The sequence below is a fragment of the Actinomyces sp. AC-20-1 genome (assembly GCF_023369555.1).
Lineage (GTDB): Bacteria > Actinomycetota > Actinomycetes > Actinomycetales > Actinomycetaceae > Actinomyces.
Map to the genome: position 1 here is coordinate 18581 of NZ_JACJVC010000007.1, position 25967 is coordinate 44547.

Sequence of the window (25967 nt, forward strand, 5' to 3'; positions counted from 1 at the left end):
AGACAACGATGTCCAAGGCTGTCAACACCCTCGACCCCACCTACTCCAAGCTCACCATCGGCGTGTGCCCCGACCAGTGGGGCGTCTGGTTCCCCGAGGACCCCAAGCAGATGGACCCCCGCCAGGCCTGGGAGGAGATGGCCGAGGCCGGCTTCGAGGTCATCGAGACCGGCCCCTACGGCTACTTCCCAACTGACCCTAAGGAGCTGCAGAAGTGGTGCGACGACTACGGCATGCGCGTGGTCGCCGGCACCGGCTGGGGCGTCCTCCACAAGGCCGAGGCCTGGGAGCAGACCCTCGCCACCTTCCGCGCCATCGCCGAGACCCACGCCGCCGTCGGCGCCGAGTACATCGTCCACCTGCCCCCGCTCTACCGCGACGACAAGACCTGGGAGTGGACGGACGACCGCGTCCTGTCCGACGACGCCTGGAAGCTCTACGTCGAGCACGCCAACGCCCTGGGTCAGATGCTCCTCGACGAGTACGGCCTCAAGATGGTCCTGCACCCCCACGGCGACTCCCACATCGAGACCCCCGAGGAGATCGGGCGCATCTTCGACGCCACCGACCCGACCTACGTCAACCTCTGCCTCGACTCCGGCCACGTCGTCTACGGCGGAGGCGACCCGGTCGAGCTGTGCAAGAAGTACCCCGAGCGCATCACCTACGTCCACATCAAGGCCTTCGACGAGGACATCACCCGCGAGGCCCACGAGAAGGACTGGCCCTTCGGTGAGGCCGTGACCAAGGGCGCCTCCGTCTGCCCGCCCGCCGGGCTGCCCGAGATGCACGAGTTCGTCAACGCCCTGGCCGCGCTCGACAAGCCGATCTACTGCATCTGCGAGCAGGACTGCTACCCCTGCGACCCGTCCTTCCCCAAGCAGAACGCCATCAACATGCGCACCTACCTGGCCGAGTGCGGACTCGGCCTCGCCTGACCCCCACCCACGCTCTCAAGGAGGAGACACCATCATGACCATCCGTATCGGACTCATCGGCGCCGGCGGCATGGGCCGCGCCCACCTCGCCCGTATCGCCAATGACCTCTCCGGCGCCGTCATCACGGCGGTGGCCGACATCAACCACGCCGCCGCCGTCTCGGCCGCCGAGCCCTACGGCGCCAAGGCCTACGACAGCTCCGACGCCCTCATCAACGACCCCGAGGTCGACGCCGTCGTCATCGCCACCTTCGGCAAGGTCCACGCCCCCGACGTCATCAAGTGCGTCGCGGCCGGCAAGTACGTCCTGTGCGAGAAGCCGTTGGCCACCACGGCCGAGGACTGCCTGCGGATCATGGAGACCGAGCAGAGGGCGGGCAAGAGGCTCGTCACGGTCGGCTTCATGCGCCGCTTCGACGCCGGCTACCAGGAGATGAAGGCCCTGCTCGACTCCGGCGAGCACGGCTACGCCACCCTGGTGCACTGCCGCCACCGCAACCCCTCGGTCCCCGAGAACTACACCACCCGCAACATGATCGACGACACCGCGATCCACGAGATCGACGTCTGCCGCTTCCTGCTGGGCGAGGAGATCACCTCGGTGCGCGTCGACACCCCGCGTGCGACCTCCCACCGCTTCGAGCACCTGCAGGACCCGCTGGTCCTCGTGGCCAGGACCGCCTCCGGCGTCCTCATCGACGACGAGGTCAACGTCAACATCCAGTTCGGCTACTCCATCGAGTGCGAGCTGGTCATGGAGACCGGCACCGTGCGCCTGGGGGACCAGGAGAAGGTCCACGTCCGCGACCTGAGCGGCAACCGCAACGCCATGTGCCAGTCCCACATCGACCGCTTCCAGACCGCCTTCAACACCGAGTTCCAGTCCTGGATCAACGCCGTGGCCAGGGATGAGCACACCGGCTCGACCTCCTGGGACGGCTACGCCGCCACCTGCGTCGTCGACGCCGGCCTGGAGTCGCTGGAGAACGGCGGCCGCGAGGTGGCCGTGTCCATGATCGACAAGCCGGCTTTCTACGCCTGAGCGGCCCGAGCGTGAGGGGCGGCCCGCACTCGCGGGCGCGGGCCGCCCCGGCACTCCTGGCGCGCACGAGGGTGCGCGGACCCGGCCCGGCGGACCACCGCAAACGCCTTCTGGCGCGCGTCAAAATGTCGTGACATACTGACTTCCATCGACAATGTCGTCGAGCGACCGAGAGGAATCCCCATGGTTGACATCGCCCTCGACCCGAACATGTACTACATGACCATGTCCACCGCGGACACGCTCCGCAAGGCGGCCGAGCTGGGCTTCCGTCACGTGGAGCTCTCACCCAACAACGAGTTCCACCTCTGGCACCACTACCCGAAGGCGGACAGGGCCTTCATCGACGAGCTCAAGAAGGCCGAGAAGGACACGGGCGTCACGGTCCGCACCCTCAACCCCGTCTTCAACTGGTCCTCGCCCGACGAGACCGAGCGCCAGGCCCAGGTGCGCAACTGGCGGCGCCTGCTCGAGCTCGCCGACGCCCTCGACGTGCGCGAGATCGTCTCCGAGTTCTCCGGGGACCGCAACCGGGCCTCGCGCTCCGAGCAGCAGTGGTACAAGTCCATGGAGGAGCTGGCCCCCGACTTCGAGAGGTACGGCATCCGCCTCAACATGGAGGCCCACCCCTACGACTTCGTCGAGCTGCACGACCGCGCCCTCGAGCTCGTGCGCTCCATCGACAAGGACTGGATCGGCTACGAGTACTGCTGCCCCCACACCTTCCACCTCTCCGACGGCGCCGGCGACGCCGGGCGCATGATCCGCACCGCCGCCCAGGCCGGCAAGCTGCGCGAGGTCCACGTCTCCGACGGCTTCAACCACCGCGTCAACGACGGCAACCGCTACATCATCAACCCCCCGGGCGCCGACGTCACCGTGCACCAGCACAACGCCATCGGCCTCGGCGAGGTCCCGTGGGACGAGGTCTTCCAGACCCTGCGCGACGTCGCCTTCGACGGCGTCCTGTCCGTGTGCATCTTCGGCTGGCACGAGAAGGCCGACGAGTACAACAAGGCCGCGCTCGCCCGGCTCACCGAGGAGCTGGGCGCCTGAGCCTCCTGGCGCTCCCGCGACGGCCGCCGCAGGAGCGCCCCCCTCACGCCGGCCACCCGCGCTCGCGGGCGGTCAGGACCAGTGCGGCCACCTCCTCCCGCCCCCGACCACCTGCCAACGGCGGCAGGTGACACAAGGAGACACGAATGTCCTCATCCCCGCAGCCGGCTGCTGACCTCAGCCGGGACGAGCTCACCGCGCTCGTCGACACCACCCCGCCCTCCGGCAAGAAGAGGTCCCTGGGCCTCATCGCCTTCGTCGCCTGCCTGGGCTCGCTGCTCTTCGGCTACGACACCGGCGTCATCTCCGGTGCCCTTCCCTACATGTACCTGCCCACCGACGCCCACGGCCTGGCCCTGACCACCGCCGAGGAGGGCTGGATCGGCGCGCTGCTGGCCCTGGGCGCAGCGGTCGGCGCCTCCGTGGGAGGCAAGCTCTCCGACGTGTACGGCCGCCGCCACAACATCAGCCTCCTGGCCCTCGTGTTCTTCATCGGCGCGCTCGGCTGCACCCTGTCGCCCAACATCTGGGTGCTGTACATCTTCCGCGTCATCCTGGGCTTCGCCGTCGGCGGCGCCTCCGTGACCGTCCCGGTCTTCCTCGGTGAGACCGCGCCCAAGCGCATCCGCGGCACGCTCGTGGCCGTGGACCAGATGATGATCGTCTTCGGCCAGTTCGTCGCCTTCTCCATGAACGCGGCCCTGGCCCGCATGCACGGCGGCCCGCACGTGGAGTCGGGCGGCGAGGTCATCGAGTGGACCAACAGCGTCGCCCACCAGGTGGCCAGCGGCGCCCTCATGGTCGACGACGGCAACGGCTTGACCTGGCGCTACATGCTCGTCATCGCCTCGCTGCCCGCCATCGCCCTGTGGATCGGCATCCGCCTCATGCCCGAGTCCTCGCGCTGGTACATCGCCAACCAGCGCATCCCCGAGGCCGTCGGCGCCCTCAAGCGGATCCGCGACGAGGAGAAGGACGGCCCCATCGCCGACGAGATCGACGAGATGCTGGAGAACCAGCGTCAGGAGGCCAGCCAGGAGAAGTGGCGCCTGTCCCAGATCTGGAGCACGCGGTGGACCCGCCGCCTGCTCATCATCGGCATCATCCTGGGCGTCGCCGACCAGCTCACCGGCATCAACACGGCGATGTACTACACGCCCAAGATCCTCTCCGCCGCGGGCCTGCCCCTGGACGACGCCATCACCCTCAACGTCATCTCGGGCGGGGTGTCCTTCATCGGCTCGGCCACGGGCCTGTGGCTCGTCCACCGCTTCGCCCGCCGGCACGTGGGCATCTACCAGGAGACCTCCATCGTCATCTCCCTGGGCCTGCTCGCCGCGGTGTTCTACTTCCTCATCGAGCCCTTCCAGAACGCCGACGGCGACATCATCGGCGCCGCCAGCTGGGCCCCCTACCTCGTGCTGCTCATCGTCAGCATCTTCGTCTTCGCCAAGCAGTCCGGCACGGTGACCTGGGTGCTCGTCGCCGAGATCTTCCCCAGCAAGATCCGCGGCACCAGCATGGGCCTGGCGGTGGGCGCCCTGTGGATCGCCAACGCCTTCGTGGCCTGGGTCTTCCCCATCATCATGAAGAGCCTGGGAGGGTCCCTGACCTACCTCATCTTCGCCCTCATCAACGTCGGGTCGCTGATCTTCTACATCAAGCTCGTCCCCGAGACGAAGTACCACTCCCTCGAGGAGCTCGAGCGGCGCTTCGAGAAGGAGTACAGCTGAGCTGAGCCCGGCCCCCGGGCCCGACCCGCACGCCCGCCCCGTCGGCGCACCGCCGACGGGGCGGGCGCTGTGCCCGGAGGTTGCGCGCCCGCGTGCGCCGCCACCGGTGTTGCTGAGCCCTTGAGCCCTCGCGCTGAGACCTGACGCCTGTGATCAGGTCTCAGCGCGAGGGCTCAGGGGGCGCGCTCGTGGGGCCGCCCTCCGAGCGGAGAGCGGCCCCGCAGCCGGGTGGTGAGGGGGCTCAGGAGAACTGCTTCTCCAGGCGCTCCTCGAGCTCCTCGAGGGAGTGGTACTTCGTCTCGGGGACCTTGCGCCACATGTAGATGATCGCGATGACGTTGACAACCGCGAAGATCATGTAGGTGAGGACCGGGCCGAGGGCGCTCATCATCGTCGGGAAGACGAAGGTGATGACGGCGTTCATGATCCACAGGCACAGCACCGCGAAGCCCATGGCGGCGCCACGGATCTTGGCGGGGAAGAGCTCGCCCATGAGCACCCAGGTCGCCGGGGCGTTGCCGGCCTGCATGAAGAGCATGTAGACGACGATGACGACGATGACGAGGTAGGGCACGAGGGCGGGCATGCTCTCCAGGACGTCGCCGCTGGCGCTCAGGTGCGGGTTGATCCCGAAGAGGAAGACGCAGGTCATCACCCACAGCATGACCGTCAGGCCGATGGTGCCGCCCAGGAGGACGGCGCGCCGGGAGAACCTCGCCAGGAGCCAGAGGCCGCAGGCGGAGCCGATGACGGAGGCCAACCCTGTCAGGACGTTGAGGGTGATGGCGGCCTGGGTGCCGAATCCGGCGGTCTGCAGGACCTTGGGGGCGTAGTACATCATCGTGTTGACCCCGGTGGTCTGGTTGAAGACGCCGATGAGCACGCCGATGACGAGGATCCTGCGCGTCCACCGGGTCCGGAAGGTCTGGGACAGGGTCCAGCGCTCCGAGGTGGTCTCACGGCGGTTGACCTCGATCATCTCGTCGATCTCGCCGGCGACGTCGTCGGTGGGCCTGCGGACCCGCTGAAGGTCGGCGACGGCCTCGACGTAGCGCCTGTTGGCGGCGTGCCAGCGCGAGGACTCCGGCATGGCGCGCATCCCGAGCCACAGCGCGACGGCGGGCAGGGTGCAGATGACGAGCATGTAGCGCCAGGTGTCGCCGTTGCCGTCGGAGACCATGAGGCCGGCTGTCTCGCTCACGGACCTGAGCACGTCCCAGTCATAGGTCTGACCGGCCTGGACAGCGGTCTCGACGCCGTCGACGAGCACCGTGGTGCCCTCGGCGACGGAGGTGACGGTCACGTGCGGGCCGCCCTGGATGTTGGCGATGAGGGCGTTCATCGCGAAGGCGAGGAACTGGCCGGTGACGATCATGAGCTGGTCGATGCCGACGAGCGTTCCCCGGATGGACTTCGGCGCGGTCTCGGCGAGGTAGACCGGTACGGTGGCGCTGGCCCCGCCGACGGCGCAGCCGAGGATGAAGCGGAAGACGTAGAGGACCCAGATGCTGGGGGAGACGGTGCACCCCAGGGCGCCGAGGAAGAAGATGACCGCCAGGAGCATGATGTTGTGACGGCGGCCGTAGCGGTCTGAGAGCTGTCCTCCGAAGAAGGCGCCCAGGGCGCAGCCGATGAGCAGGGTCCCGCCGACGAGGCCCTCCTCCAGGGAGTTGAGGTGGAGGCCGCCGCCGTCGTGGGGCAGGTACATGTAGGGCAGGGCCCCGGAGATGACGCCGGTGTCGTAGCCGAAGAGCAGGGAGCCCAGGGTGGCGACGAGGGCGACGAAGCCGACGGAGCGGCGCTTGCCCGATGGTGGGGTGGTGGCGACGAGGTCGTCGATCTCGGCCCGGGTGAGCTCGGTGGAGGGGGAGGGTGACATGGGGTTCCCTTCTGGTCCCGGCCGTTGGCGTTGACGGCCGTTGTGTCCGCACGACGATGTGCGGCACCACCATATTGACGCGCGTTAAATTGAGGTGTCAAGGGTTCTCGGCGAGGAAATTAACGCGCGTTATGCCATGTGTGGAGCGGCATGTCCGGTTGTGATGCCGCGATGGTGCCTCGGTGGCGGTGTGACGGGCGGTCCTGGATGGCGGCGCTTATTGTCCTGACAAATCAGCCTTCATTCGCTAGGCTGGTGCTGTCAGACGAGTCAGGGGCGCGCGCCCACTGAGAGAGGTTGAGACATGACGAGCAACGACGCTTTCCCCATCCCCGAGACCATGCGGGCGGCCGTGCTGCGCGACCACAGCGTGGGCCTGCAGGTCGAGACCATCCGCACCCCGCACCCCAAGGCCGGCGAGGTCCTCATCAAGGTGGCCGCCTGCGGCCTGTGCCACTCCGACCTGCACGTCATCGGCGGCGCCATCGCCTTCCCCCTGCCCGCCGTCCTGGGTCACGAGGTCACCGGCACCATCGTCGAGCTCGGCCCCGGCAACGAGCACACCGGCCTCAAGGTCGGCGACAACGTCGCGGGCGGCTTCCTCATGCCCTGCGGCCAGTGCGACGCCTGCGCCGCCGGCCGCGACGAGCTGTGCGGCCCCTTCTTCGACCTCAACCGGCTCAAGGGCGTCCTCTACGACGGCACCACCCGTCTCGCGACCCTCGACGGGGAGCCCGTCTACATGTACTCCATGGGCGGGCTCGCCGAGTACGCCGTCGTGCCCGCCACCTCCGTGGCCGTGGCCCCCGCCTCCATCGACCTCGTCCCCGCCGCCATCCTGGGCTGCGCCGCGATGACCGGCTACGGCGCCGTGCGCCGCGGAGCCGACCTGCGCTTCGGCGAGACCGTCGCCGTCGTCGCCACCGGGGGAGTGGGCACCAACATCGTCCAGATCGCCGCCGCCTTCGGCGCCTCCCAGGTCATCGCCATCGACGTCTCGGACGACAAGCTCGCCCCCATGCTCGGCTACGGTGCCACCGCCGTCGTCAACTCCGTCACCCAGGACGCCCGCGAGGAGGTCTTCCGCCTCACCGGCGGCAAGGGCGTCGACGTCGCCTTCGAGGCCCTGGGCATCCCCGCCACGTGGAGGACCGCCCTCGACGTCCTGGCCGACGGCGGCCGCATGGTCCCCATCGGCCTGGGCGCAGGCGTCCAGACCGCCGAGGTGGAGATCAACCGCACCGTGCGCCGCTCGCAGTCGATCCTCGGCTCCTACGGCGCCCGCACCCGCCAGGACCTGCCCGCCGTCGTCGACCTCGCCGCCCGCGGCGTCATCAACTACACGGACGTCGTCTCCCGCCGCTTCCCGCTCGAGGAGGCCGGCACCGGCTACACCGCGCTCAAGAACCGCGAGATCCAGGGCCGCGCCGTCGTCGACATGAGCCTGTGAGACGGTCTGGCTGACGTCGGCGTCGGGTTTCCCCCGACGCCCATAGCAGGGCCCCGGAGCACGTGCTCCGGGGCCCCGTGTGGTGTGGAGCGCGGGCGCAGTCGGGCCCCCGGTCCAGGAGGCCGGGGGCCCGACTGCCGGAGTCTCGCCGGTGCCGCAGAAGCGGCACCGCGGCTCAGATGGTGAACAGCGTCGACTCGATGTAGGCGCGGGCCTTGGCGCCGTACTCGTGCGGGTTGGCGATGGCCGGGTCCTGCTCGGCCTCCACCAGGACCCACTTGTCGTAGCCGTGCTCGACGAGGAGGCGGTAGGGCTCGGTGAAGTCGATCATGCCGTCGCCGGGCACGGTGAACATCCCCGCCATGAAGGAGTCGAGGAAGGAGCGCCCCAGCTCCTTGGACTCGGCCAGCTTCTCCGGCCGCACGTCCTTGAAGTGGACGTGCTTGACGCGGTCGATCGTCGCCTCGAGCAGGCCCATGACGTCGCCGTCGCCGACGAAGGCGTGGCCCGTGTCGAACAGGAGGGAGACCTTGGTCGGGTCGGTCAGGTCCATGAGCCTGATTGTCTCCTCCTTGGTCTGGACGACCGTGCCCAGGTGGTGGTGGTAGACGAGGTCGAGGCCGTGCTCGAGCGCGATCTCGCCCAGGCGGTTGAGGCCCTCGGCCAGCACCGGCCACTGCTCCTCGGTGAGCACCGGCTTGTCCGTGAAGATGCAGATGTCGCGCACGCCCTGCACCGAGCCGGTCTGCTCCGAGACGACGACGCGGGTCGCGCCCAGGTGCTGCAGGTACTCGCAGGTCTCGGTGAACTCGGGAATGACGGCCTCGACGCCGTCGCGCACGATGAAGGAGGAGAACCACTGGGCCACGATGGCGATGCCGCGGGCGTCGATGCGCTCCTTGGTGACCTCCTTGGAGGGGAACCAGCCGGCCACCTCCGTGCCGTGGTAGCCGAGGTCGGCCAGGTCGAGCAGCATGTCCTCCAGGGTGTTGAAGGCGCCGACCTCCTTGATGTCGTCGTTGCGCCAGGCGATGGGGTGCATGCCCCAGCTGATGCCGTGCGGGTCGGTGATGGCGGTGGTGGGGTCGAGCCGGAAGGCCATGGTCGATCTCCTTTGATCTGTGATCTGTGATCTGTGCTGATCCGTGGGCGCGCCGTGCCCTCTGCGGGCGGCGTCGCCGTCGAAAATAATGGTAAATGTCAGGACTAAGTGTGGTCCAGGGGGGTGTGGGGCCCGGTGAGCGCCACCGGGCCCCACACCGCCGGGTCAGGAGAAGCGCTCCTGCATGTCGCGCTCGATCTGCTCCAGGGAGCGGTTGTGCGTCTCGGGCATGATCTTGAACAGGACCACCGCGATGACGAGGTTGAGCAGGCCGTAGAAGGTGTAGGTGAGCCCGCCGCCCAGGCCCTCCATCATCTTGGGGAAGGTCCAGGTGATGGCCGCGTTCGCGATCCACATGCAGAAGATGGCCGTGCCGTTCATGACGCCGCGCACGTTGGACGGGAAGATCTCGCCCATCATCGTCCACACGACCGTGCCGTTGGAGGACTGCACGATGAGCATGAACACGCCCATGAGGGCGAGGATGAGGTAGGCGGCCCAGGCCGGGGGAGTGGTGCCTGCGGTGATGTGCGGGGCGATGGTGAAGTGGAAGGTCGCCGCGATGCCCAGCAGGGTCACGCCGACGCCGGTGACGTCGGCGATGAGGATCTGACGACGGCGGAAGCGCCCGATGAGCCAGATGCCCAGGGCCGATCCGACGACGGAGAAGGCGCCGTTGGCGACCTGCGAGGTGATGGCCGCGGAGGTGCCCATGCCCGCGTAGGACAGGACCTTCGGGGCGTAGTACATGACGGTGTTGACGCCGGTGGTCTGGTTGATGACCGCCAGGAAGATGCCGACCAGGAGGAGCTTGCGCAGCCAGGGGACCGACCAGACGTAGGTCAGGCCGCGCTTGCTGGCCTCCTCCTCCAGCTCGTGCTGGCGGGCCTCGACCATCTCCATGAGCTCGTCCTCGACGGGGCCGTCCTTGGACTCGTCTCGCACCCGCTTGAGCGAGCCGATGGCCTCGTACAGGCGCTCCTTGGCGATGTACCAGCGCGAGGACTCGGGCATGAGGCGGATGCCGATCCACAGGGCGATGGCGGGCACCGAGCACAGGACGAGCATGTAGCGCCAGGCCTGGCCGTTGCCCGAGCTGACGACGAGCTGGTCGAGGAAGGCGTGGAAGGCGGCCTCGTCCAGGCTGCCGCCGTTGGCGGCGGACAGGGCGGTGATGTCGTCGTAGGCGTAGGAGCCCGCGGTGAGGGTCCCCGACGGGTCGGACTCGATGGTGAGGTGGGGCCCGCCGTTGGCGGCGGAGATGGCCGCGTTCATCGTGAAGGCGAGCATCTGGCCGGTGACGATCATGAGCTGGTCGACGGCGACGATGGAGCCGCGGATGCGCTTGGGCGCGGACTCCGCCAGGTAGACCGGCACGGTGGCGCTCGCGCCACCGACGGCCAGGCCCAGGATGAAGCGGAAGGGGTACATCACCCACACGTTCGGCGCGACGGTGGTGCCCAGGGCGCCGATGAGGAAGATGATGGCCAGCATCGTGATGTTGTGGCGGCGTCCGTAGCGGTCGGACAGGCGGCCGCCGAAGAGCGCGCCGAAGGCGGCGCCGACGAGCAGGAAGCCTCCGACGGCGCCCTCCTCCAGGGCGGTCAGCTGCAGGCCGTCGGCGCCGTGGGGCATGTACATGTAGGGCAGCGCACCGGAGATGACGCCGGTGTCATAGCCGAAGAGCAGGGAGCCGATGGTGGCGACGGCGGCCACGGCGACGATGCCGCGGCGCTTGCCCGAGGGGGGCGTGGCGGCCACGGCCTCCTTCATCTGGGCCGGGGTGATCCCCTTGAGGGAGATCGGGGCAGGGGTGCTCATGGTGAGGGTGTCTCCTGAGGGTTGGGATGGATGGACAAGTCTGAGGGTCAGGCGTCGAAGGTCGTGGTGCCGGTGACACGGGCGACGTCGTGCCACCGGCCGTCGGCCGCCGAGGCGACGACCGCCTCGTCGACCTCGGCCGCGCACCAGGCGTCGGCCGCGGAGGGGGCGAGCTGCTCGCCGGTGAGGACGGAGCGGATGAGCTGCGCGGCCTCGATGGACTTGAGGTCGTCGAAGCCCATCGAGGTGCCGATGGCCGGCTGGTAGCGCGACCACTCTCCCCAGGAGGGGTTGGCCCAGGCGCGCTGGTAGCCGTGGGTGGGGCCGCCGTCGACGCTCGTGCAGACCTCGAGCTCGTTGAGGGAGGCGAAGTCCCAGCGGGCCGAGCCCTCGGTGCCGTAGACCTCGACGACGTACTCGGCGCGGGGGCCGACGCTCGCCCGGGAGGACTCCATGGTGGCCAGGGCCCCGTTGTCGAAGCGCACGAGCATGCCGACGTAGTCCTCGTTCTCGACCGGGCCGACCTCGTCGCCGATCTCGAAGCCCGAGTGGCCGAAGCCTGTCTTGGTGGGGATGGGCCGCTCGGTGATGAAGGTGCCGGTCATGGCGGAGACGGAGGCGATGCGGCCGATAATGTACTGGGCGAGGTCCGCGCCGTGGCTCATGAGGTCGGGCACCACCCCGGCGCCGGCCTTGGCGCGCGAGCTGCGCCAGGTGAGCGGCCCCCGGGGCGAGGAGGCGTAGTCCGCGATGAACCAGACGCGGGCGTTGGTGACGCGCCCGAGCCTGCCGCTGCGCACCATCTCGCGCATGTACTCGATGGCGGGGACGTGGCGGTAGTTGAAGCCGACGGCGTTGACGAGCCCGGCGGCTGCGGCGGCCTCGGCGATCTCGCGCGACTCGGCGGCGCTGACGCCCATGGGCTTCTCGATCCAGAAGGGCTTGCCGGCGGTGATGGCGGCCAGCGCGATCTCCTTGTGGAGGTAGTTGGGCGAGGCGATGGAGACGACCTCGACCTCGGGGTCGGCAAGGAGGTCACGGTAGTCGGCGTAGGCCCGCTCGAAGCCCAGGTCCTCGGTGGCGGCTCGCTGGGCCTGCTCCACGGGGTCGGCCGCGGCGACGAGGCGGGCCTCGACACCGAGCTCGGGGAAGCGCTCCGACAGGGAGTGGTAGCTGCGGGCGTGCAGGCGGCCCATCCACCCCAGGGAGATGACACCGACGCCGATCTGCTTCTTGCTGCTCATGGCCCCTTTAGTCTCCTCACGGCCTCCGTCGGCCTGCTGGCGGCGACGGGTCCTCGTCGGCCCATCGTCGGTAACGCGCGTCATCATTGGCGCAGGGGCGACGGTAGAGCATCGCCAGGTCGACGGTCAAGGACCTCATTGTCTGGACTTTTCGATGGGTGTGCGCGCGACCGAACGGTCGTTTCCAGGGGTTTTGCGCGAGTGGCGCCGGACTCCGTGCGACTCCTCCGGTGTGCCGGATGGCCTGGCGCGGCTGCGGCCCCCGGACTCGCGGTGGGCCCGTCTCAGCCTCGTCGCATGGTGCTGCCCCGGGGGACCAGCCCCGCCGGGACCGTCCGGTCGGCGGGGGCGTCCTCGGGGCCGAGGGCGGCCGACAGCGCGTAGGCCATGAGCTGCTCCGGGTGCTGGTTGACGCTCGTCACGCGCAGCTCGGAGCGCTCGGCCAGGGCGGAGTCGTCGTAGGACGACACCCCCAGGTCCTCGGGGACCGCGATCCCCAGCGCCAGCCCCGCCGCGACGACGTCGATGGCGAGCAGGTCGTTGTAGGCGATGACGCCCAGGGGGCCGCTCCCCTCTCCCGCCGCTGCGGCGAGCGCGTCGCGCACCCCGCCGTCGGCGCTCACCTCGGTCAGGGCCAGCCCCTGACGGGCGGCCTCCGCGCGGTTGGCCTCGAGCCGCTCGAGGACCAGGGGCTCGCGGCGCGCCCTCGCGGGGGAGAAGAAGGCGAGGCGCTGGTAGCCCTGCTCCCTGAGGTGGGTGACCGTCAGCCGCGCGGCGTGCGCCTCGTCCAGGCGCACCGTCGGGACCCCCGACTCCCGCGGCAGCGTGCGGTCCACGACGCACAGGGGGACGAGGCGGTTGAGGTCGACGAGCTCGTCCACCCGCAGCGTCGTGCCCGGGAGGATGAGGCCCGCCGGGCGCAGCGACAGCACGTCGTCAACCGTCGAGTGCTCCGCCTGGTCCTCCAGGTCGGACAGGAAGGCCACCAGCGTGTACCCGCTCTGGCGCGCACGACGTCGCAGCGCGCGCAGCAGCCGGTCGAAGAAGGGGTTGTCCAGGTAGGGCACGATGATCGCCACCCGGTGGGAGCGGCGCGCGGCCAGCTCCGCGGCCGCGGCGTTGGTCCGGTAGCCCAGGGCGTGGGCGGCGTCGAGGACCCGGCGGCGGGTCTCCTCCGACATCCGCCCCTCGCCCTTGAGCGCCAGGGAGACGAGACCGCGTGAGACGCCGGCGGCGTCGGCCACGTCCTGCTGGGTGGCAGGGGTGCTGCGGGCTGACCGGGCCATGCGGTGCTCCTCGGTGCTCCAGAGGGTCAGGCCCGCCCAGGATATCGGCTGCCCGCGCGCCGTACCTGGCGACGGCGGGCGTCGCGGCCCCGGGCAGCGCGGTCTTGGTGATGCCGGTCGCGGCCGCGGCGATGACGAGGGCCAGCCACGCGGAGGCTGGGGGAGAAGGGGTGTGGACGAGGCCACTGGACAACAATGTCAGAACAAATGCATCCTAGTGGGTACCCGGGGCCCTTGACGGGCCCCTCCGCCCGGGGCGCCGGCCCTGGGTGCCCTGCGCGCACCGACGCGCCGCACAGGAAGGCCGCCGATGACGCCTGCGCCCCGCCCCGCCGCGCAGCTGCGCCTGCGCGCCCTGCTCGTCTTCGCCGGATCGGCCCACGGAGCGGCCTGGGGCGCCCTCGGCATGACGCTCCTGGACGACGACGCCGCGCCCGCCCTCCTGGCCCTCGCCGGCCCGCGGACGGCGACGGACGCCGACCTGCTCACCTGCCTGCTGCTCGTCGCGGCCCTCCCCCTCGGCTCCCTCATGGGCGCCCCCGCGCTCGACCGCCTCTCCCACGCCCTGGGACGGCGCCCCGCCGTCATGACCGCGGCCGCCCTCATCGCCGTCGGCGCCCTGCTGCCCGCCCTCGACGGGCCGCTCCCGGCGCTCGCGGGGGCGCTCGCCGTCGGCCTCGGGCTGGGCGGCCTCACCATCGTCCTGCCCAAGGTCGCCCACGAGCTCGCCGCCCGGGGCCACCGCCGGCTCATGCCGCGCACGTGGGCCGTGGCCCCGGCAGGTGCCGCCGGGGCCACGGCGGCCGGCGCCCTCGCCTCGCTCGCCGAGCCCCGCGGCGCTGTCACCGGGGCCTGGGCCGTGCCCGCCGTCCTCGCCCTGCTCGTGCTCCTGCTCGCCACGACACTGCCCGAGACCCCGCACTGGTACGCGGCCCAGAACCGGCTCGAGCCCGCCCACGCCTCACTCAAGCGCATGCACGGCGCCCTTGAGGCCGCCGTCGGCATCGACTGGGTCGTCCTGGACGCGGGCACCCGTGGCGACCAGGCCCGGCTCGGCCGTTGCGACCTCGCGATCCGCCGCGTGCGCCAGGTCGTGGTCGCGGGCCTGCTGCTCGAGCTCGTCCAGGCCCTCCCAATGGGGCTGGCGGCCCTCGTGCTCACACCGCTGCTCCTGGCCGCCCGGGTCCCCGGGGGCCGCTCCGCCGCCGGGCCCCTCATCGTGCTCGCCCTGCTCTGGGGCGCCGTCGGGGCCTGCGGCCTGCTGCGCCGTCGCACCCACCGCCTCGCCTACGCGTGGATCATGGCCGGGACCGGGGTGTCGGCCTGCGGGAGCGTCCTGCTGGCCCTGCTCGGCTCCTTCGGCCGGGTCAGCGACGTCGTCGTGCTGCTCCTCGCCTCCACCCTCATGGTCGCCGGGCAGTACCTGGCCGTCGTGCCCGCCTGCGCCGGAGCGGTCGACCCTCTCGTGCCGCCCTGGCTGCTGCGCTCGCAGAGGCGCGCCGTGGCCGCGCTGCGGCCCCTCGTCCAGCTGCTCTGCGTCGGGGGCGCGGTGCTGCTCCTCGCGCTCGCGCCGTCGTCGGACGTCATGCTGGGGCTCGTGCTGGGCGGCCAGCTCCTCAGCATGATCCTGGCCCTGCTCGCGCTGCCTCGGGCTGTTGCGGCCCTGCGGTGAGGGTGCGGTGAGGGCTGGGGCCGACGGGGCCCGGTGACGCGAAAGAGCGCTGACCGCAGGGTCAGCGCTCATGCTGGGTGGCCCCGAGGGCCCGGTGGCAGCGCGGTCCGCGTTGGCCGCGCTGCGCGGGAGGGTGGGGCGTGTCGCCGTCCTCCGGTTCGTGCCCGACGGGCAGGTCAGGCGGCGATGATGTTGATGCCGGTGTAGACGCCCACCATCGTGGCGACGCTGCCCGTCAGGCCTGCGGTGACGACCAGGAGCGGGGAGCCGACGACGACGCCCACGACGGCCATGAGGGTGAGGACGACGGCGACCATGGTCATGCCGACCTTGAAGGTCAGCAGGTCGGCGGCCCTGGCCTCGTCCCTGTCGGAGGCGGCCCGGGCGGGGGCGGTGGTGGTGACGGTGTCGATGACGGGAGCGCTCATGTCGTGTTCCTCTCGGTTCCTGCGCGGAACCGTCCGGAACGGAGAGGCTCCGCACGGCGGTGTGCCCGGCTCGAGGCCGGTGCCAGCCCGGTGGGCTGACGGGACGAGCGTAGGCGCCTCGCCCTCAACATGTCCAGACAAAGAGTCGATAAGTGGGTCACGTTCCGCAGAACGGGTCCATGAGGTGGCGGTGATGAGTGGAGCGGCGGTGGACCGGACCTCGCAGGCCCCGCCCCGCCGTCGGCCTCAGCCGGGGGACGGACAGGGCGGGTGCGCGACCCCGCTATCCTGTGCCGGTGACGACCCCACCCGCAGCGCACTCCGACACCACCTCCGGCACGACCTCCCAGGGAGCCCAGACCGGACCGGTCCTCGTCGTCGACTTCGGCGCCCAGTACGCCCAGCTCATCGCACGGCGCGTGCGCGAGGCCAGCGTCTACTCCGAGATCGTGCCCCACACCATGGCGGTGGCGGACATGCTCGCCAAGGGGCCCGCCGCCGTCATCCTCTCCGGCGGCCCCTCCTCCGTCTACGAGGACGGCGCCCCCACCATCGACCCGGCCCTCTTCGACGTCGGCGTGCCGGTGCTCGGCATCTGCTACGGCTTCCAGACCATGGCGCAGGCCCTCGGCGGCACCGTCGGACGCACCGGTACCCGCGAGTACGGACGCACCCCCGCCACCGTCGACGCCGCCTCCTGCCTCTTCTCCGGCACCCCCCTTGAGCAGGCCGTGTGGATGAGCCACGGCGATGCCGTCCAGGCCGCCCCCGCCGGCTTCACCGTCACCGCCTCCACCGGCCAGACGCCCGTCGCCGCCTTCGAGGACCGCTCACGCCGCCTCTTCGGCCTCCAGTGGCACCCGGAGGTCCTGCACTCCGAGCACGGGCAGAGGGCCCTGGAGAACTTCCTCCACGTCGGCGCGGGCATCGGCGCCACCTGGACCTCCGGCAGCATCATCGACGAGCAGGTCGAGGCCATCCGCGCCCGGGTCGGCGACGCCCACGTCATCTGCGGCCTGTCCGGCGGCGTCGACTCCTCCGTGGCCGCCGCCCTCGTGCACCGCGCCGTCGGGGACCAGCTCACCTGCATCTTCGTCGACCACGGCCTGCTGCGCGCCGGCGAGCGCGAGCAGGTGGAGACCGACTACGCCCAGGGCATGGGCATCCGCGTCATCACCGTCGACGAGTCCGAGCGCTTCCTCACCGCGCTCGCCGGCGTCACCGAGCCCGAGGCCAAGCGCAAGATCATCGGGCGCGAGTTCATCCGCTCCTTCGAGGACGCCCAGCGGCGCGTCATCGAGGAGGTGGGTGCCCAGGGCGGCGAGATCCGCTTCCTCGTCCAGGGCACCCTCTACCCCGACGTCGTCGAGTCCGGCGGCGGCGAGGGCACGGCCAACATCAAGAGCCACCACAACGTCGGCGGGCTTCCCGAGGACCTCGACTTCGAGCTCATCGAGCCGCTGCGCGCCCTGTTCAAGGACGAGGTGCGCACCATCGGGCGCGAGCTCGGCGTGCCGGAGAAGATCGTCGCCCGCCAGCCCTTCCCCGGGCCCGGCCTGGGCATCCGCGTCATCGGTGAGGTCACCCGCGAGAACCTCGAGGTCCTGCGCGCCGCCGACGCCATCGCCCGCGAGGAGCTGAGCGCAGCCGGGCTGGACGGGGAGATCTGGCAGTGCCCGGTGGTCCTGCTCGCCGACGTGCGCAGCGTCGGCGTCCAGGGCGATAGGCGCACCTACGGCCACCCGGTGGTCCTGCGGCCGGTCAGCTCGGAGGACGCGATGACGGCGGACTGGACGCGCCTGCCCTACGACGTGCTCGCCCGCATCTCCACGCGCATCACGAACACCGTCCCGGAGGTCACCCGCGTGGTCCTCGACGTCACCTCCAAGCCGCCCGCCACCATCGAGTGGGAGTGAGGCCACCGACCCTGGCGCACGGATCACATGAGCGCCGACGGATCACCTGTTGTCGGCACATGGGCGATCCGTCCGAGTGCAGGTGAGCCGGTCGCGAGCGCGGCTCGTCCGTTACCGAGTACTCGACCATGACGTCCCGCACGTAGCGCTCAAGGTCGATGAGCGACGACACCAGCCACGCGTGCTGGAACGTCCCGGGGGGGGCGTCGCACAGGGATACATAGGCGCCGATGCCGATGGCGAGCAGACCGACCTCGGTCGACTGGCTGTGGGCGATCCGAGCGAGCTCCTTCACCTCACGACTGGCCGCGGCGGCGCTGAACGCTGTGCCGTCCCGGCGCTCGCCGTGGGCGGGAAGATCGAAGGCGATGAGATGGTCGCCGTGCGAGGCGATGACCTCGGCGCACCGAGACATGACGGGATCCCGCTTGTCGCCGAACTGGCCGTGCACACCGATGACCGTGCGCCCGCCCGGCCCTCCCCACCTCAGAGCAGAGACTCCGTTGAGAACAAGAGCCTCAGGCTGGATGCCCATGTGCGCCCCCTGATGGTCGTGCTGGGTGGTTCGCGGCGACGGGGCGGCGACGATGCCGCTTCATGCGGCCTCAGCCTCCCAGCGTGTAGCGACCCGCCCCGATGGCGGCGATGACGCCACCATCGATGAGCAGATCCGTGCCGGTGATGAAGGAGGCCTCGTCGCTGAGCAGGAAGGCGGCCGCGGCGGCGATCTCGTCCGAGCTGCCGACACGGCGCGCCGGAGAGGCGTCGATCATCGCCTGGTAGCCCTCGCCGGCCGCCCGGAACTCGTCGTAGGCCAGCGGGGTGACCACGATCCCCGGGCTGATGGAGTTGATCCGTGCGCCCCTGTCGCCCCAGGTCGTGGCGGCCGCCGTGCGCACCCGAAGGTGGTTGGCGCGCTTGGACACCATGTAGGCCATGCCGGAGCTCGTCACGGCGTCGTGCTTGACGACATCGAGGTCGGCGAGCTCATCGGTGGGGGTGAGCGCCAGCTGCTGCTCGACCTCGTCGCTCAGGCGCATCATGTGACCCGCCTGACTGGAGATGATGAGCCCGGCACCGCCGGGGGCGATGACCTCGGCGAAGATGTCGATCGCCATGGCCGTGGCAACCAGGTCGAGGGCGACGATGTGCTCGGGAGAGGACTGGTTGGGGGAGGTCCCCGCCGTGTCGATGAGGTAGCGGACCTCGCCCAGCGAGGCGGCGCGGGCCGCGAAGGCGGTGACGGAGGCGCGGTCCAGCGCGTCGACCTGCTGGGTCTCGACGGCGTAGCCGGAGGCAGTCAGGTCGCGGGCGGCGCTCTCCAGGCTCGCCTCGGAGATGTCGCCCAGGAGGATGCGCTTGCCGTTCGCGATGCGTCGCACGATGGCTGTGCCCATCGAGCCGGCGCCGAGCAGGGCGATGACGGGGAGGTTGTCGTTGCGGTTGAAGATCATGGTGTGAGCGGTCCTATAAGGTTCGGAATGGTGCGGTTCGGTGGTGCTGCGGTCCGGGCGGTGGCCGGGCGACAGAGCCGGGTGGCAGCCGGATGGTGACGGTGTGAGGGGGACGCCGGTGGCGGCGCCGCGCCGCCACCGGCCGGGTGCGCCAGTGCGCAACCCTGCGGTCAGTCCTCGGGGGCCCAGGCGCCCAGCCGCTTCTCCTGGTCGGCCAGCGACAGGGTGTAGAAGCGCCGGCCGCTGGCGAGCCGGGCCACCTCCTGCATCTCCTGGGCGGTGAGGGCGAAGTCGAAGATGTCCATGTTGGCGGCGATGTGCTCGTGATTCGACGACTTGGGGAAGATGATGTTGCCCCTCTGGATGTGCCAGCGCAGGATCACCTGGGCGGGCGTCTTGCCGTAGGCGGCGCCGAGACTGGCGAACAGGGGCTCGTTGAGCAGCCCCGAGTCCCCGTGCCCCAGCGGGTACCAGCTCTCGATGAGCGTGCCATAGGGGGCGAGGTGCTCGCGCAGCTCGTCCTGAGGGAAGTAGGGGTGGCACTCGACCTGGTTGACCGACGGCTTGATGGTGGCGCGCCCCAGGAGATCCTCAAGATTGGACGACTCGAAGTTGGACACTCCGATCGAGCGCACGGTTCCGGCGGCGACGGCGCGCTCCATGTCCCTCCAGGCGCCCGTGTAGTCGCCGAACTGCTGGTGGAGCAGGAGAAGGTCGATGTAGTCGCTGTCCAGTCGTTCGAGCATCCTGTCGATGGCGGCCGCCGTCGTGCCCTCGCCGTACTCGCTGGGCCACAGCTTGGTGGTGATCCAGACCTCGCTGCGCTCCAGGCTGCTCGCCTTGACCGCTCGCCCCACCGACCGCTCGTTCTGATATGCGTGGGCCGTGTCGATGTGCCGGTAGCCCTGCCGCAGTGCCTGCGAGACAGCGGCCTCGGTGGGTTCGCCGTCGGGCACGAGGTACACGCCGATGCCGAGCTGGGGAATGCGGTTGCCGTCGTTGAGCGTGAGATAGCTCTGGTTGCTCACGGGGGAGGAGGTCATGGCAGGTCCTTTCATGGTGCCGTCATGCGCTGTGGTCGGAGTGGTCACGGGTCAGATGGTCGCCGGTTCCAGAGCCTCGGCCGTCGGCCGGACCAGGGCGGGGCACCGGTTGCCGCCGCGTGTCGCCAGCACGGTGGAGGCGGCGCCGACGGCGATGAGGACGATGGCGGCGAGGCACAGGTTGCGGGTGGAGCCCAGGGTGATGACCGCCCCACCGGCACCGGATCCGATCGCGTACGCGAGCTGGGTGAAGGAGTTGTTGAGGGACAGCATGACATCCGAGGCGTCGGGCGCGGCCTGGATGACAGCCATGTTGATGATGGGGGAGGGGATCCAGGACACGAGGCCCCAGACGATGACGCTGGCGATAATGAGCCAGACCGGCCCGTCGAGCAGGAACATCGCGGTGAGCATGACGGCTTGCGCGCCGATGGCGGGAACGATGACCTTGCGGATGCCGAAGCGGTCGGCGAGCGCTCCGCCCAGCTTGTTGCCCACCAGCGTGGCCAGGCCGTAGCCGAGGAGCACGCCAGACAGGATGGTGGCGGTCAGTGCCGCGGAGTCCTGCAGGTACGGCGTGATGTAGGAGTACATCGTCGCGTAGCCACTGGTCCAGAAGAGTGTGATGCCGAAGGTGAACAGGACGCGGGGGCGTGCCAGCAGCGCCAGCTGACGCGTCAGGGGCAGGGGCTGCACCCCTGTGGCGCGCGACGGCGGGACGGCCAGCCACACGGCGGGGATAAGCAACGCGCTGGCGGCTCCGACGAACCAGAACACCGCCGTCCACGGCAGCACCTCGGTGAGGAGGCGCCCGATCGGCAGACCGAGCACGAGCGCCCCGTTGAAGCCGAGGGTGACGGTTGCGATGGCGCTCGTCTCGCGGCCGGGCCTCGCCAGCCCCGGTGCGGCGGCGAAGGACGAGACGGCGAGGATACCGCAACCGATCGCCATGAGTGCGCGCGAGACCATCATGAGCGCCAGGCTGCCGACGACCGACACGAATCCGCATCCGACGGCGACGAGGGCGAGGGCGATGGCCATGACGGTGCGCCGCTCGAAGCGCGACAGGGCCATGACCGTCAGTGGCACGCCGATGCCCCCTGAGAGGGCGAAGGCGGTGAGCAGCTGCCCCGCTGCCGAGATGCTGACTCCCAGGTCGGCGGCAATGATGTCGACGACTCCGACGATGGCGAACTCGGAGATGCTGGTGGCGAAGCACGCGAAGGTCAGCAGCAGGATCGTGAAGGATCTGGACATGTGGTTCCTTCCATCGGTTGTTCCTCCTCCACGCTATGAGCGCCCCGGTGCGGCGTCGACGGCCTCTCCTGCCACGAGTGGGGGGATATGCCACCCGGAGCGCCCTGATGTACCGTTATCCCTCCGACCGGCTGAGAGGTGTGTGCGGTGAGTGATCGGCCGAAGGACCTTCGCGTGGTCAAGACCCTCGACGCCATCGGCGTCGCCTTCAGGACGCTGGTCCTGGAGAGGGGTTTCGCGGGGGTCACCGTCAAGGAGCTGTGCGAGCGGGCCCGTATCAACAAGAAGACCTTCTACCGCTACTACCCGGCCGTCGAGTACCTGCTGGCCGAGGTGCAGGCTCAGTACTCCCAGCCTTACATCGACAGGATTCGGGGGCTGTCCTTCCCCGGGGACACCGCGGAGATCACCCGCGCCTTCTTCGAGTTCAGCGTCGCGCAGGACGAGTTCTATGAGGCTGTCACCGTGCGGGGCGCGCATGATGCGATCCGCGAGCCGATGATCGCCGAGGTCGAGGGCGCCACCGGCGGCTACGCGGTGCCCGACGGGTGGGACGCGGCCGAGTGGGAGCTGTACCTGGCCCACGTCACCTCCGCCCCGCTGCACGTCTACCAGGCCTGGGTCGAAGGCGGCAAGACGATGCCCGCCCAGCGGCTGGTGGAGGTCGGTGTCGCGCTGGTGCTGGGGGGAGCCCGTGCTCTGGAGCCGGAGGCGGTCATGCGCCGGCCCCGGGGCGGAGGCTGACGGCAGCGGGACGGGCGGCGACGGATCCGGGGTCGTCGGCGCGGGCGGATGCGGTTGGGACGGGCGCGTTCGGGTGCGGGACGAGCCGTCGCCCAGCCCGCAACTATTGGTTGCGGCCAACGATTGCAAGGCAAAGGTGGCGGCGCCGGGGCCTTCGGGCACCCCAGTATGGAGACGCGTCGGGCGTGCTGGGCGACGGGCGGATCCCACGACGGCTCGGCACGGCAAGCCGCACCCACGGTCTGCGAGACCAACCAGACGAGAGGAACACACGTGAAGATCGAGATCGCCAAGAGGCTCTACCACTACCGGACGGCGGCCGGACTGTCCCAGGAGCAGGTCGCCGCTCGGGTCGGGGTCTCGCGCCAGGCCGTCTCCAAGTGGGAGTGCGCCGAGTCCTCACCCGACACCGACAACCTCATCGCGCTCGCCGTCCTCTACGAGGTCACGGTGGATGAGCTTCTCTTCGCCGACCCGGAGCAGGGCCCCGGTGCTCGGGGCGCCGCCGGCTCCGGCAGCCATGCCCAGGCGCCGGCTGAATCGGTGACTGAGCGCGTGGCGGAGAGCACCCGCGAGGCTGTCGACGAGGAGGTCGCCGACGTCCTTGCCGGTGCCGTGCCCGACGCCGCCGCATCGCCCGGCACCGACCGGTTCGCGCGCTGGGGCGGAGTCGACGGCGACGGTGCCGCCGACGACGGCCGTGACTATGTCAACGTCAGCTTCGAGAACGGCATCCACGTGCACGACAGGAGGAAGGGCGAGGAGGTGCATGTGGACTGGGACGGCGTCCACGTCGACACCCCGACCGAGCATGTCCGTGTCGACTTCGCGGGCCTCGCGCGAGCGATCCGCGAGATGCGCAAGCGGCAGCGCTGAGACGAGCCGCCGACGAGGCGGGCCGCGCCCTCGCACGGCCCGCCTCGCTCGCCGTGCCGCCGCCCTCGGCCGGCATTGTCGGTCCGGGGCCTGCGCCCCCGAGCCGGCGGACGGCGCCAACTGCCGGGTTGGGACGGCGCCACATGACCGGTTGTCATGGCGCCAACTGCCGGGTTAGTGTGGCGCCACATGACCGGTTGGGGCCCTACTGCGTTCGTCGACAGGGGAGAACGGTGGGAGTGACGGACTATCGGACTCGCGTCGTCGACGCCCTTGTCGACGACGTCCTGGGGTACTCGGGCGGCATCCTCATCGAGGGCGTGCGCGCCTGCGGCAAGACGATGACCGGGCGGCAGCACGCGGCCTCGGAGGTGGCTCTGGACTCTGGCCTGCCGCAGGTCCGTGCCGCCTTGGACCTCGACCCCGCGCTGCTGCTGGAGGGCGACACCCCCCGGCTGATCGACGAGTGGCAGCTCGCGCCGGTCCTGTGGAACACGGCTCGCCGGGAGATCGCCGTCAGGCGGCGGCCCGGGCAGTTCATCCTCACTGGCTCCTGCGTGCCCGCCGAGGATGCGACGCGGCACTCGGGCGCTCACCGTATCTCCAAGGTGCGGATGCGCCCCATGACCTTGTTCGAACGCGGTCTGGGCGACGGGCGCGTCTCGCTGGAGGCACTGTTCGACGGCGAGGAGCCCGCCGTCGTTCTCGACTCCGGCACGAGTGTCCGTCAGGCCCTGGATGCGCTGGTGCACGGCGGCTGGCCGGGCGACCTCGGCGCGTCCACGGCTCAAGCGCAGCGGCACCTGCGCGACTACGTCGAGGACATCGCCAGTGTCGACGTAGGGCGGCTGGACGGGGAGCCGCGCCGCGACCCGATGAGGTTGCATGCGCTGCTGCGCTCACTGGCTCGCCATATCGCCACCGAGGCATCCTTCGCCACCATCGCAAGGGACGTGACGACACGAACACTGAGTGCAGAGACCGCCGTCGGCTACGTCAACGCGCTCAAGAGGCTCTTCGTCATCGAGGAGCAGCCCGCCTGGGCGCCGCACTTGCGCTCGCGCTACGCCGTGCGCACCTCATCCAAGCTCCACTTCGTGGACCCCGCCCTGGCGGCGGCCATCACCGCGACCTCGGTGGAGCGCCTCATGCAGGACCTGAACACGGCGGGCCTGTGGTTCGAGTCCCAGGTCATCCAGCATCTGCGGATCTTCGCCGAGCTGCTGGGCGGACGCGTCTACCACTACCGCGACAAGTCCGGCAAGGAGGTCGACGCCGTCGTCGAGCTCGACGACGGACGCTGGGCCGCCTTCGAGGTCAAGCTCGGTCAGCGGCAGATCCCGGCGGCTCAGGCATCCCTGTCCGCCTTCGTCGTGGACATCGACGTCGAACGCACCCCGGCGCCGGTCTTTACCGCCGTCGTGACAGCGGACGGGCCGACCATGCGGCTGCCCGACGGCGCCCTGACCTTCCCCCTGAGCGCGCTGCGCCCCTAGCGGCACCGTCCTCCGGTCCAACTGACGCAACGAAACCCGGCCAACTGACGCAACAGATTCGGTCCAACTGACGCAGTGATAACCGGTCGACTCGCGCCATTGGCTGGACTGCCGCCTCTCCGCAGCCGGCCGACAGCGTCGTCTACATGCCGGTCCCCAGCCGTAGCCATTCCTGCCTCGCGCTCGTCACCGCCGGGGCCACGGTCGACCGCCGTGACGATGTCGTCCTGGTCATCCCTCTGGGCTGTCTGCGGCACTGAGGGCGTGGCGCCAGTTGGATCACCTGCTGCCGGTTGGATCACTTCCCGCCGGTTGGATCACCTGAGGGACGCATGGAGGTGATCCGTCGGGAGACAGGTGATCCATGTGGCGGCGCCCGCGCCCCGGCTTCCCGCCGCAAGGCCGAGGCGGCACACTTGCCCCTGGGCAGCGCGGCAGCACCCGCCCGCACCCCACCGACCAAGGAGACCTCATGGACCTCACCTCCAACACCCGCCCCGCCGACATGGAGCGCATCACCACCCCCGAGCTCGCCGACGCCTTCATCGCCGAGGCGGTCGAGGCCGTGCGCGCGCAGGTCGGCGACGGCAAGGTCCTGCTGGCCCTGTCCGGCGGCGTCGACTCCTCCGTCGTCGCCGCCCTGCTCATCAAGGCCATCGGCAAGCAGCTGGTCAACGTCCACGTCAACCACGGCCTCATGCGCAAGGGCGAGTCCGAGCAGGTCGTCGAGGTCTTCGCCACCGGCATGGACGCCAACCTCGTCTACGTCGACGCCTCCGACCGCTTCCTCACCCTGCTCGAGGGCGTCGAGGAGCCCGAGACCAAGCGCAAGATCATCGGCGGCGAGTTCGTCGCCGTCTTCGCCGAGGAGGCCGCCAAGCTCGACGGCGTGAGCTTCCTGGCCCAGGGCACCATCTACCCCGACATCCTCGAGTCCGAGGAGGGCGTCAAGGCCCACCACAACGTCGGCGGCCTGCCCGAGGACATGGACTTCGAGCTCGTCGAGCCCGTCAAGCTGCTCTACAAGGACGAGGTGCGCGTCGTCGGCCGCCGGCTCGGCCTGCCCGCCTCCATGGTGGACCGCCAGCCCTTCCCCGGCCCCGGCCTGGGCGTGCGCTGCCTGGGCGCCATCACCCGCGACCGCCTGACGGCACTGCGCGAGGCCGACGCCATCGTCCGCGAGGAGATCGAGGCCGCCGGCCTCGACATCTGGCAGTACTTCTGCGTCGTGCCCGACGTGCGCGCCACCGGCGTGCGCGAGGGCAGGCGCGCCTTCGACTGGCCCGTCATCATCCGCTGCGTCAACACGGTCGACGCCATGACCGCCGAGGTCCCCGACCTCGACTGGCCGCTGCTGAGGCGCATCACCGCCCGGATCCTCGCCGAGGTCCCCGGCGTGTGCCGCGTCGCCTACGACCTGACCCCCAAGCCCGTCGGCACCATCGAGTGGGAGTGAGACCGCCCGGGGCCTGAGTTCGACTCCGGCCCGCTCCTCCGCCTGTGGCCCACGTACCCGCCGCCGTGCAAGGG

Annotated in this window: 21 protein-coding genes; 11 read left to right on the top strand and 10 right to left on the bottom strand. The window is 70.3% G+C overall.

The annotated features are described in order from the left end of the window. Window positions 1-8 precede the first annotated feature (8 nt). The 4 genes from H6X67_RS05605 (at window position 9) to H6X67_RS05620 (ending at window position 4769) form a co-directional block, all read left to right on the top strand. Window positions 9-938: a sugar phosphate isomerase/epimerase family protein gene (locus H6X67_RS05605; RefSeq protein ID WP_249367325.1), complete on the top strand. Its 930-nt coding sequence runs from the start codon at window positions 9-11 to the stop codon at window positions 936-938. Window positions 939-972: 34 nt separating this feature from the next. Further along, entirely contained in the window at window positions 973-1980 is a 1008-nt protein-coding gene (locus H6X67_RS05610; RefSeq protein ID WP_249367324.1) for a Gfo/Idh/MocA family protein, read from the top strand. 183 nt (window positions 1981-2163) lie between these two features. After that, window positions 2164-3036 (top strand): sugar phosphate isomerase/epimerase family protein, encoded by an 873-nt coding sequence (locus tag H6X67_RS05615; RefSeq protein ID WP_249367323.1) that lies wholly within the window; start codon window positions 2164-2166, stop codon window positions 3034-3036. Between the two features lie 146 nt (window positions 3037-3182). Then, a complete protein-coding gene (locus tag H6X67_RS05620) occupies window positions 3183-4769 on the top strand; it encodes an MFS transporter (protein ID WP_249367321.1) in 1587 nt (528 codons plus the stop codon). A gap of 241 nt (window positions 4770-5010) precedes the next feature. On the opposite strand, the gene H6X67_RS05625 is transcribed toward H6X67_RS05620, so the two are convergent. Then, window positions 5011-6648 carry an MFS transporter gene (locus tag H6X67_RS05625; protein WP_249367319.1) on the bottom strand — a complete coding sequence of 546 codons (1638 nt, stop codon included), beginning with the start codon at window positions 6646-6648 and terminating at the stop codon, window positions 5011-5013. A gap of 304 nt (window positions 6649-6952) precedes the next feature. On the opposite strand from H6X67_RS05625, the gene H6X67_RS05630 reads away from it, so the two are divergent. Then, entirely contained in the window at window positions 6953-8098 is a 1146-nt protein-coding gene (locus H6X67_RS05630) for a zinc-binding dehydrogenase (RefSeq protein ID WP_249367317.1), read from the top strand. A gap of 175 nt (window positions 8099-8273) precedes the next feature. Here H6X67_RS05630 and iolE read toward each other — a convergent pair whose 3' ends face one another. From iolE to H6X67_RS05650, 4 genes are all read right to left on the bottom strand, one after another. Beyond that, a complete protein-coding gene (iolE, locus tag H6X67_RS05635; protein ID WP_249367316.1) occupies window positions 8274-9200 on the bottom strand; it encodes a myo-inosose-2 dehydratase in 927 nt (308 codons plus the stop codon). 165 nt (window positions 9201-9365) lie between these two features. Continuing rightward, complete coding sequence (locus H6X67_RS05640; protein WP_249367315.1) at window positions 9366-11021, bottom strand: MFS transporter; 1656 nt, start codon at window positions 11019-11021, stop codon at window positions 9366-9368. Between the two features lie 47 nt (window positions 11022-11068). After that, the gene (locus tag H6X67_RS05645) at window positions 11069-12265 is read right to left on the bottom strand and encodes a Gfo/Idh/MocA family protein (protein ID WP_249367314.1); all 1197 of its coding nucleotides are present in this window, start codon (window positions 12263-12265) and stop codon (window positions 11069-11071) included. 284 nt (window positions 12266-12549) lie between these two features. After that, window positions 12550-13551 (bottom strand): LacI family DNA-binding transcriptional regulator, encoded by a 1002-nt coding sequence (locus tag H6X67_RS05650; protein ID WP_249367313.1) that lies wholly within the window; start codon window positions 13549-13551, stop codon window positions 12550-12552. A gap of 310 nt (window positions 13552-13861) precedes the next feature. On the opposite strand from H6X67_RS05650, the gene H6X67_RS05655 reads away from it, so the two are divergent. Next, window positions 13862-15223: an MFS transporter gene (locus tag H6X67_RS05655; RefSeq protein ID WP_249367312.1), complete on the top strand. Its 1362-nt coding sequence runs from the start codon at window positions 13862-13864 to the stop codon at window positions 15221-15223. A 176-nt stretch (window positions 15224-15399) separates the two neighbouring features. Here the strand turns inward: H6X67_RS05655 and H6X67_RS05660 are convergent, their stop codons facing one another. Continuing rightward, the gene (locus H6X67_RS05660) at window positions 15400-15651 is read right to left on the bottom strand and encodes a mandelate racemase (RefSeq protein ID WP_249367311.1); all 252 of its coding nucleotides are present in this window, start codon (window positions 15649-15651) and stop codon (window positions 15400-15402) included. A 296-nt stretch (window positions 15652-15947) separates the two neighbouring features. On the opposite strand from H6X67_RS05660, the gene guaA (H6X67_RS05665) reads away from it, so the two are divergent. After that, the gene (gene guaA / locus H6X67_RS05665; protein ID WP_368736110.1) at window positions 15948-17567 is read left to right on the top strand and encodes a glutamine-hydrolyzing GMP synthase; all 1620 of its coding nucleotides are present in this window, start codon (window positions 15948-15950) and stop codon (window positions 17565-17567) included. Here guaA (H6X67_RS05665) and H6X67_RS05670 read toward each other — a convergent pair. From H6X67_RS05670 to H6X67_RS05685, 4 genes are all read right to left on the bottom strand, one after another. Beyond that, window positions 17530-18018 (bottom strand): hypothetical protein, encoded by a 489-nt coding sequence (locus H6X67_RS05670; protein WP_249375308.1) that lies wholly within the window; start codon window positions 18016-18018, stop codon window positions 17530-17532. The two genes, guaA (H6X67_RS05665) and H6X67_RS05670, sit on opposite strands and share 38 nt — an antisense overlap. A gap of 154 nt (window positions 18019-18172) precedes the next feature. After that, complete coding sequence (locus H6X67_RS05675; RefSeq protein WP_249367309.1) at window positions 18173-19021, bottom strand: SDR family oxidoreductase; 849 nt, start codon at window positions 19019-19021, stop codon at window positions 18173-18175. Window positions 19022-19191: 170 nt separating this feature from the next. Next, a complete protein-coding gene (locus H6X67_RS05680; protein ID WP_249367308.1) occupies window positions 19192-20064 on the bottom strand; it encodes an aldo/keto reductase in 873 nt (290 codons plus the stop codon). A gap of 51 nt (window positions 20065-20115) precedes the next feature. Then, a complete protein-coding gene (locus H6X67_RS05685) occupies window positions 20116-21321 on the bottom strand; it encodes an MFS transporter (RefSeq protein WP_249367307.1) in 1206 nt (401 codons plus the stop codon). Between the two features lie 174 nt (window positions 21322-21495). On the opposite strand from H6X67_RS05685, the gene H6X67_RS05690 reads away from it, so the two are divergent. The 4 genes from H6X67_RS05690 (at window position 21496) to guaA (H6X67_RS05705) (ending at window position 25893) form a co-directional block, all read left to right on the top strand. Continuing rightward, window positions 21496-22065, top strand: coding sequence for a TetR/AcrR family transcriptional regulator (locus H6X67_RS05690; RefSeq protein WP_249367306.1), 570 nt, complete (start codon window positions 21496-21498; stop codon window positions 22063-22065). A 273-nt stretch (window positions 22066-22338) separates the two neighbouring features. Further along, window positions 22339-22941 carry a helix-turn-helix transcriptional regulator gene (locus tag H6X67_RS05695; RefSeq protein WP_249367305.1) on the top strand — a complete coding sequence of 201 codons (603 nt, stop codon included), beginning with the start codon at window positions 22339-22341 and terminating at the stop codon, window positions 22939-22941. Window positions 22942-23180: 239 nt separating this feature from the next. Further along, window positions 23181-24437, top strand: a complete 1257-nt coding sequence (locus H6X67_RS05700; protein WP_249367304.1) for an ATP-binding protein — start codon at window positions 23181-23183, stop codon at window positions 24435-24437. A 472-nt stretch (window positions 24438-24909) separates the two neighbouring features. Then, window positions 24910-25893: a glutamine-hydrolyzing GMP synthase gene (gene guaA / locus H6X67_RS05705; RefSeq protein ID WP_249367303.1), complete on the top strand. Its 984-nt coding sequence runs from the start codon at window positions 24910-24912 to the stop codon at window positions 25891-25893. Window positions 25894-25967 lie beyond the last annotated feature (74 nt).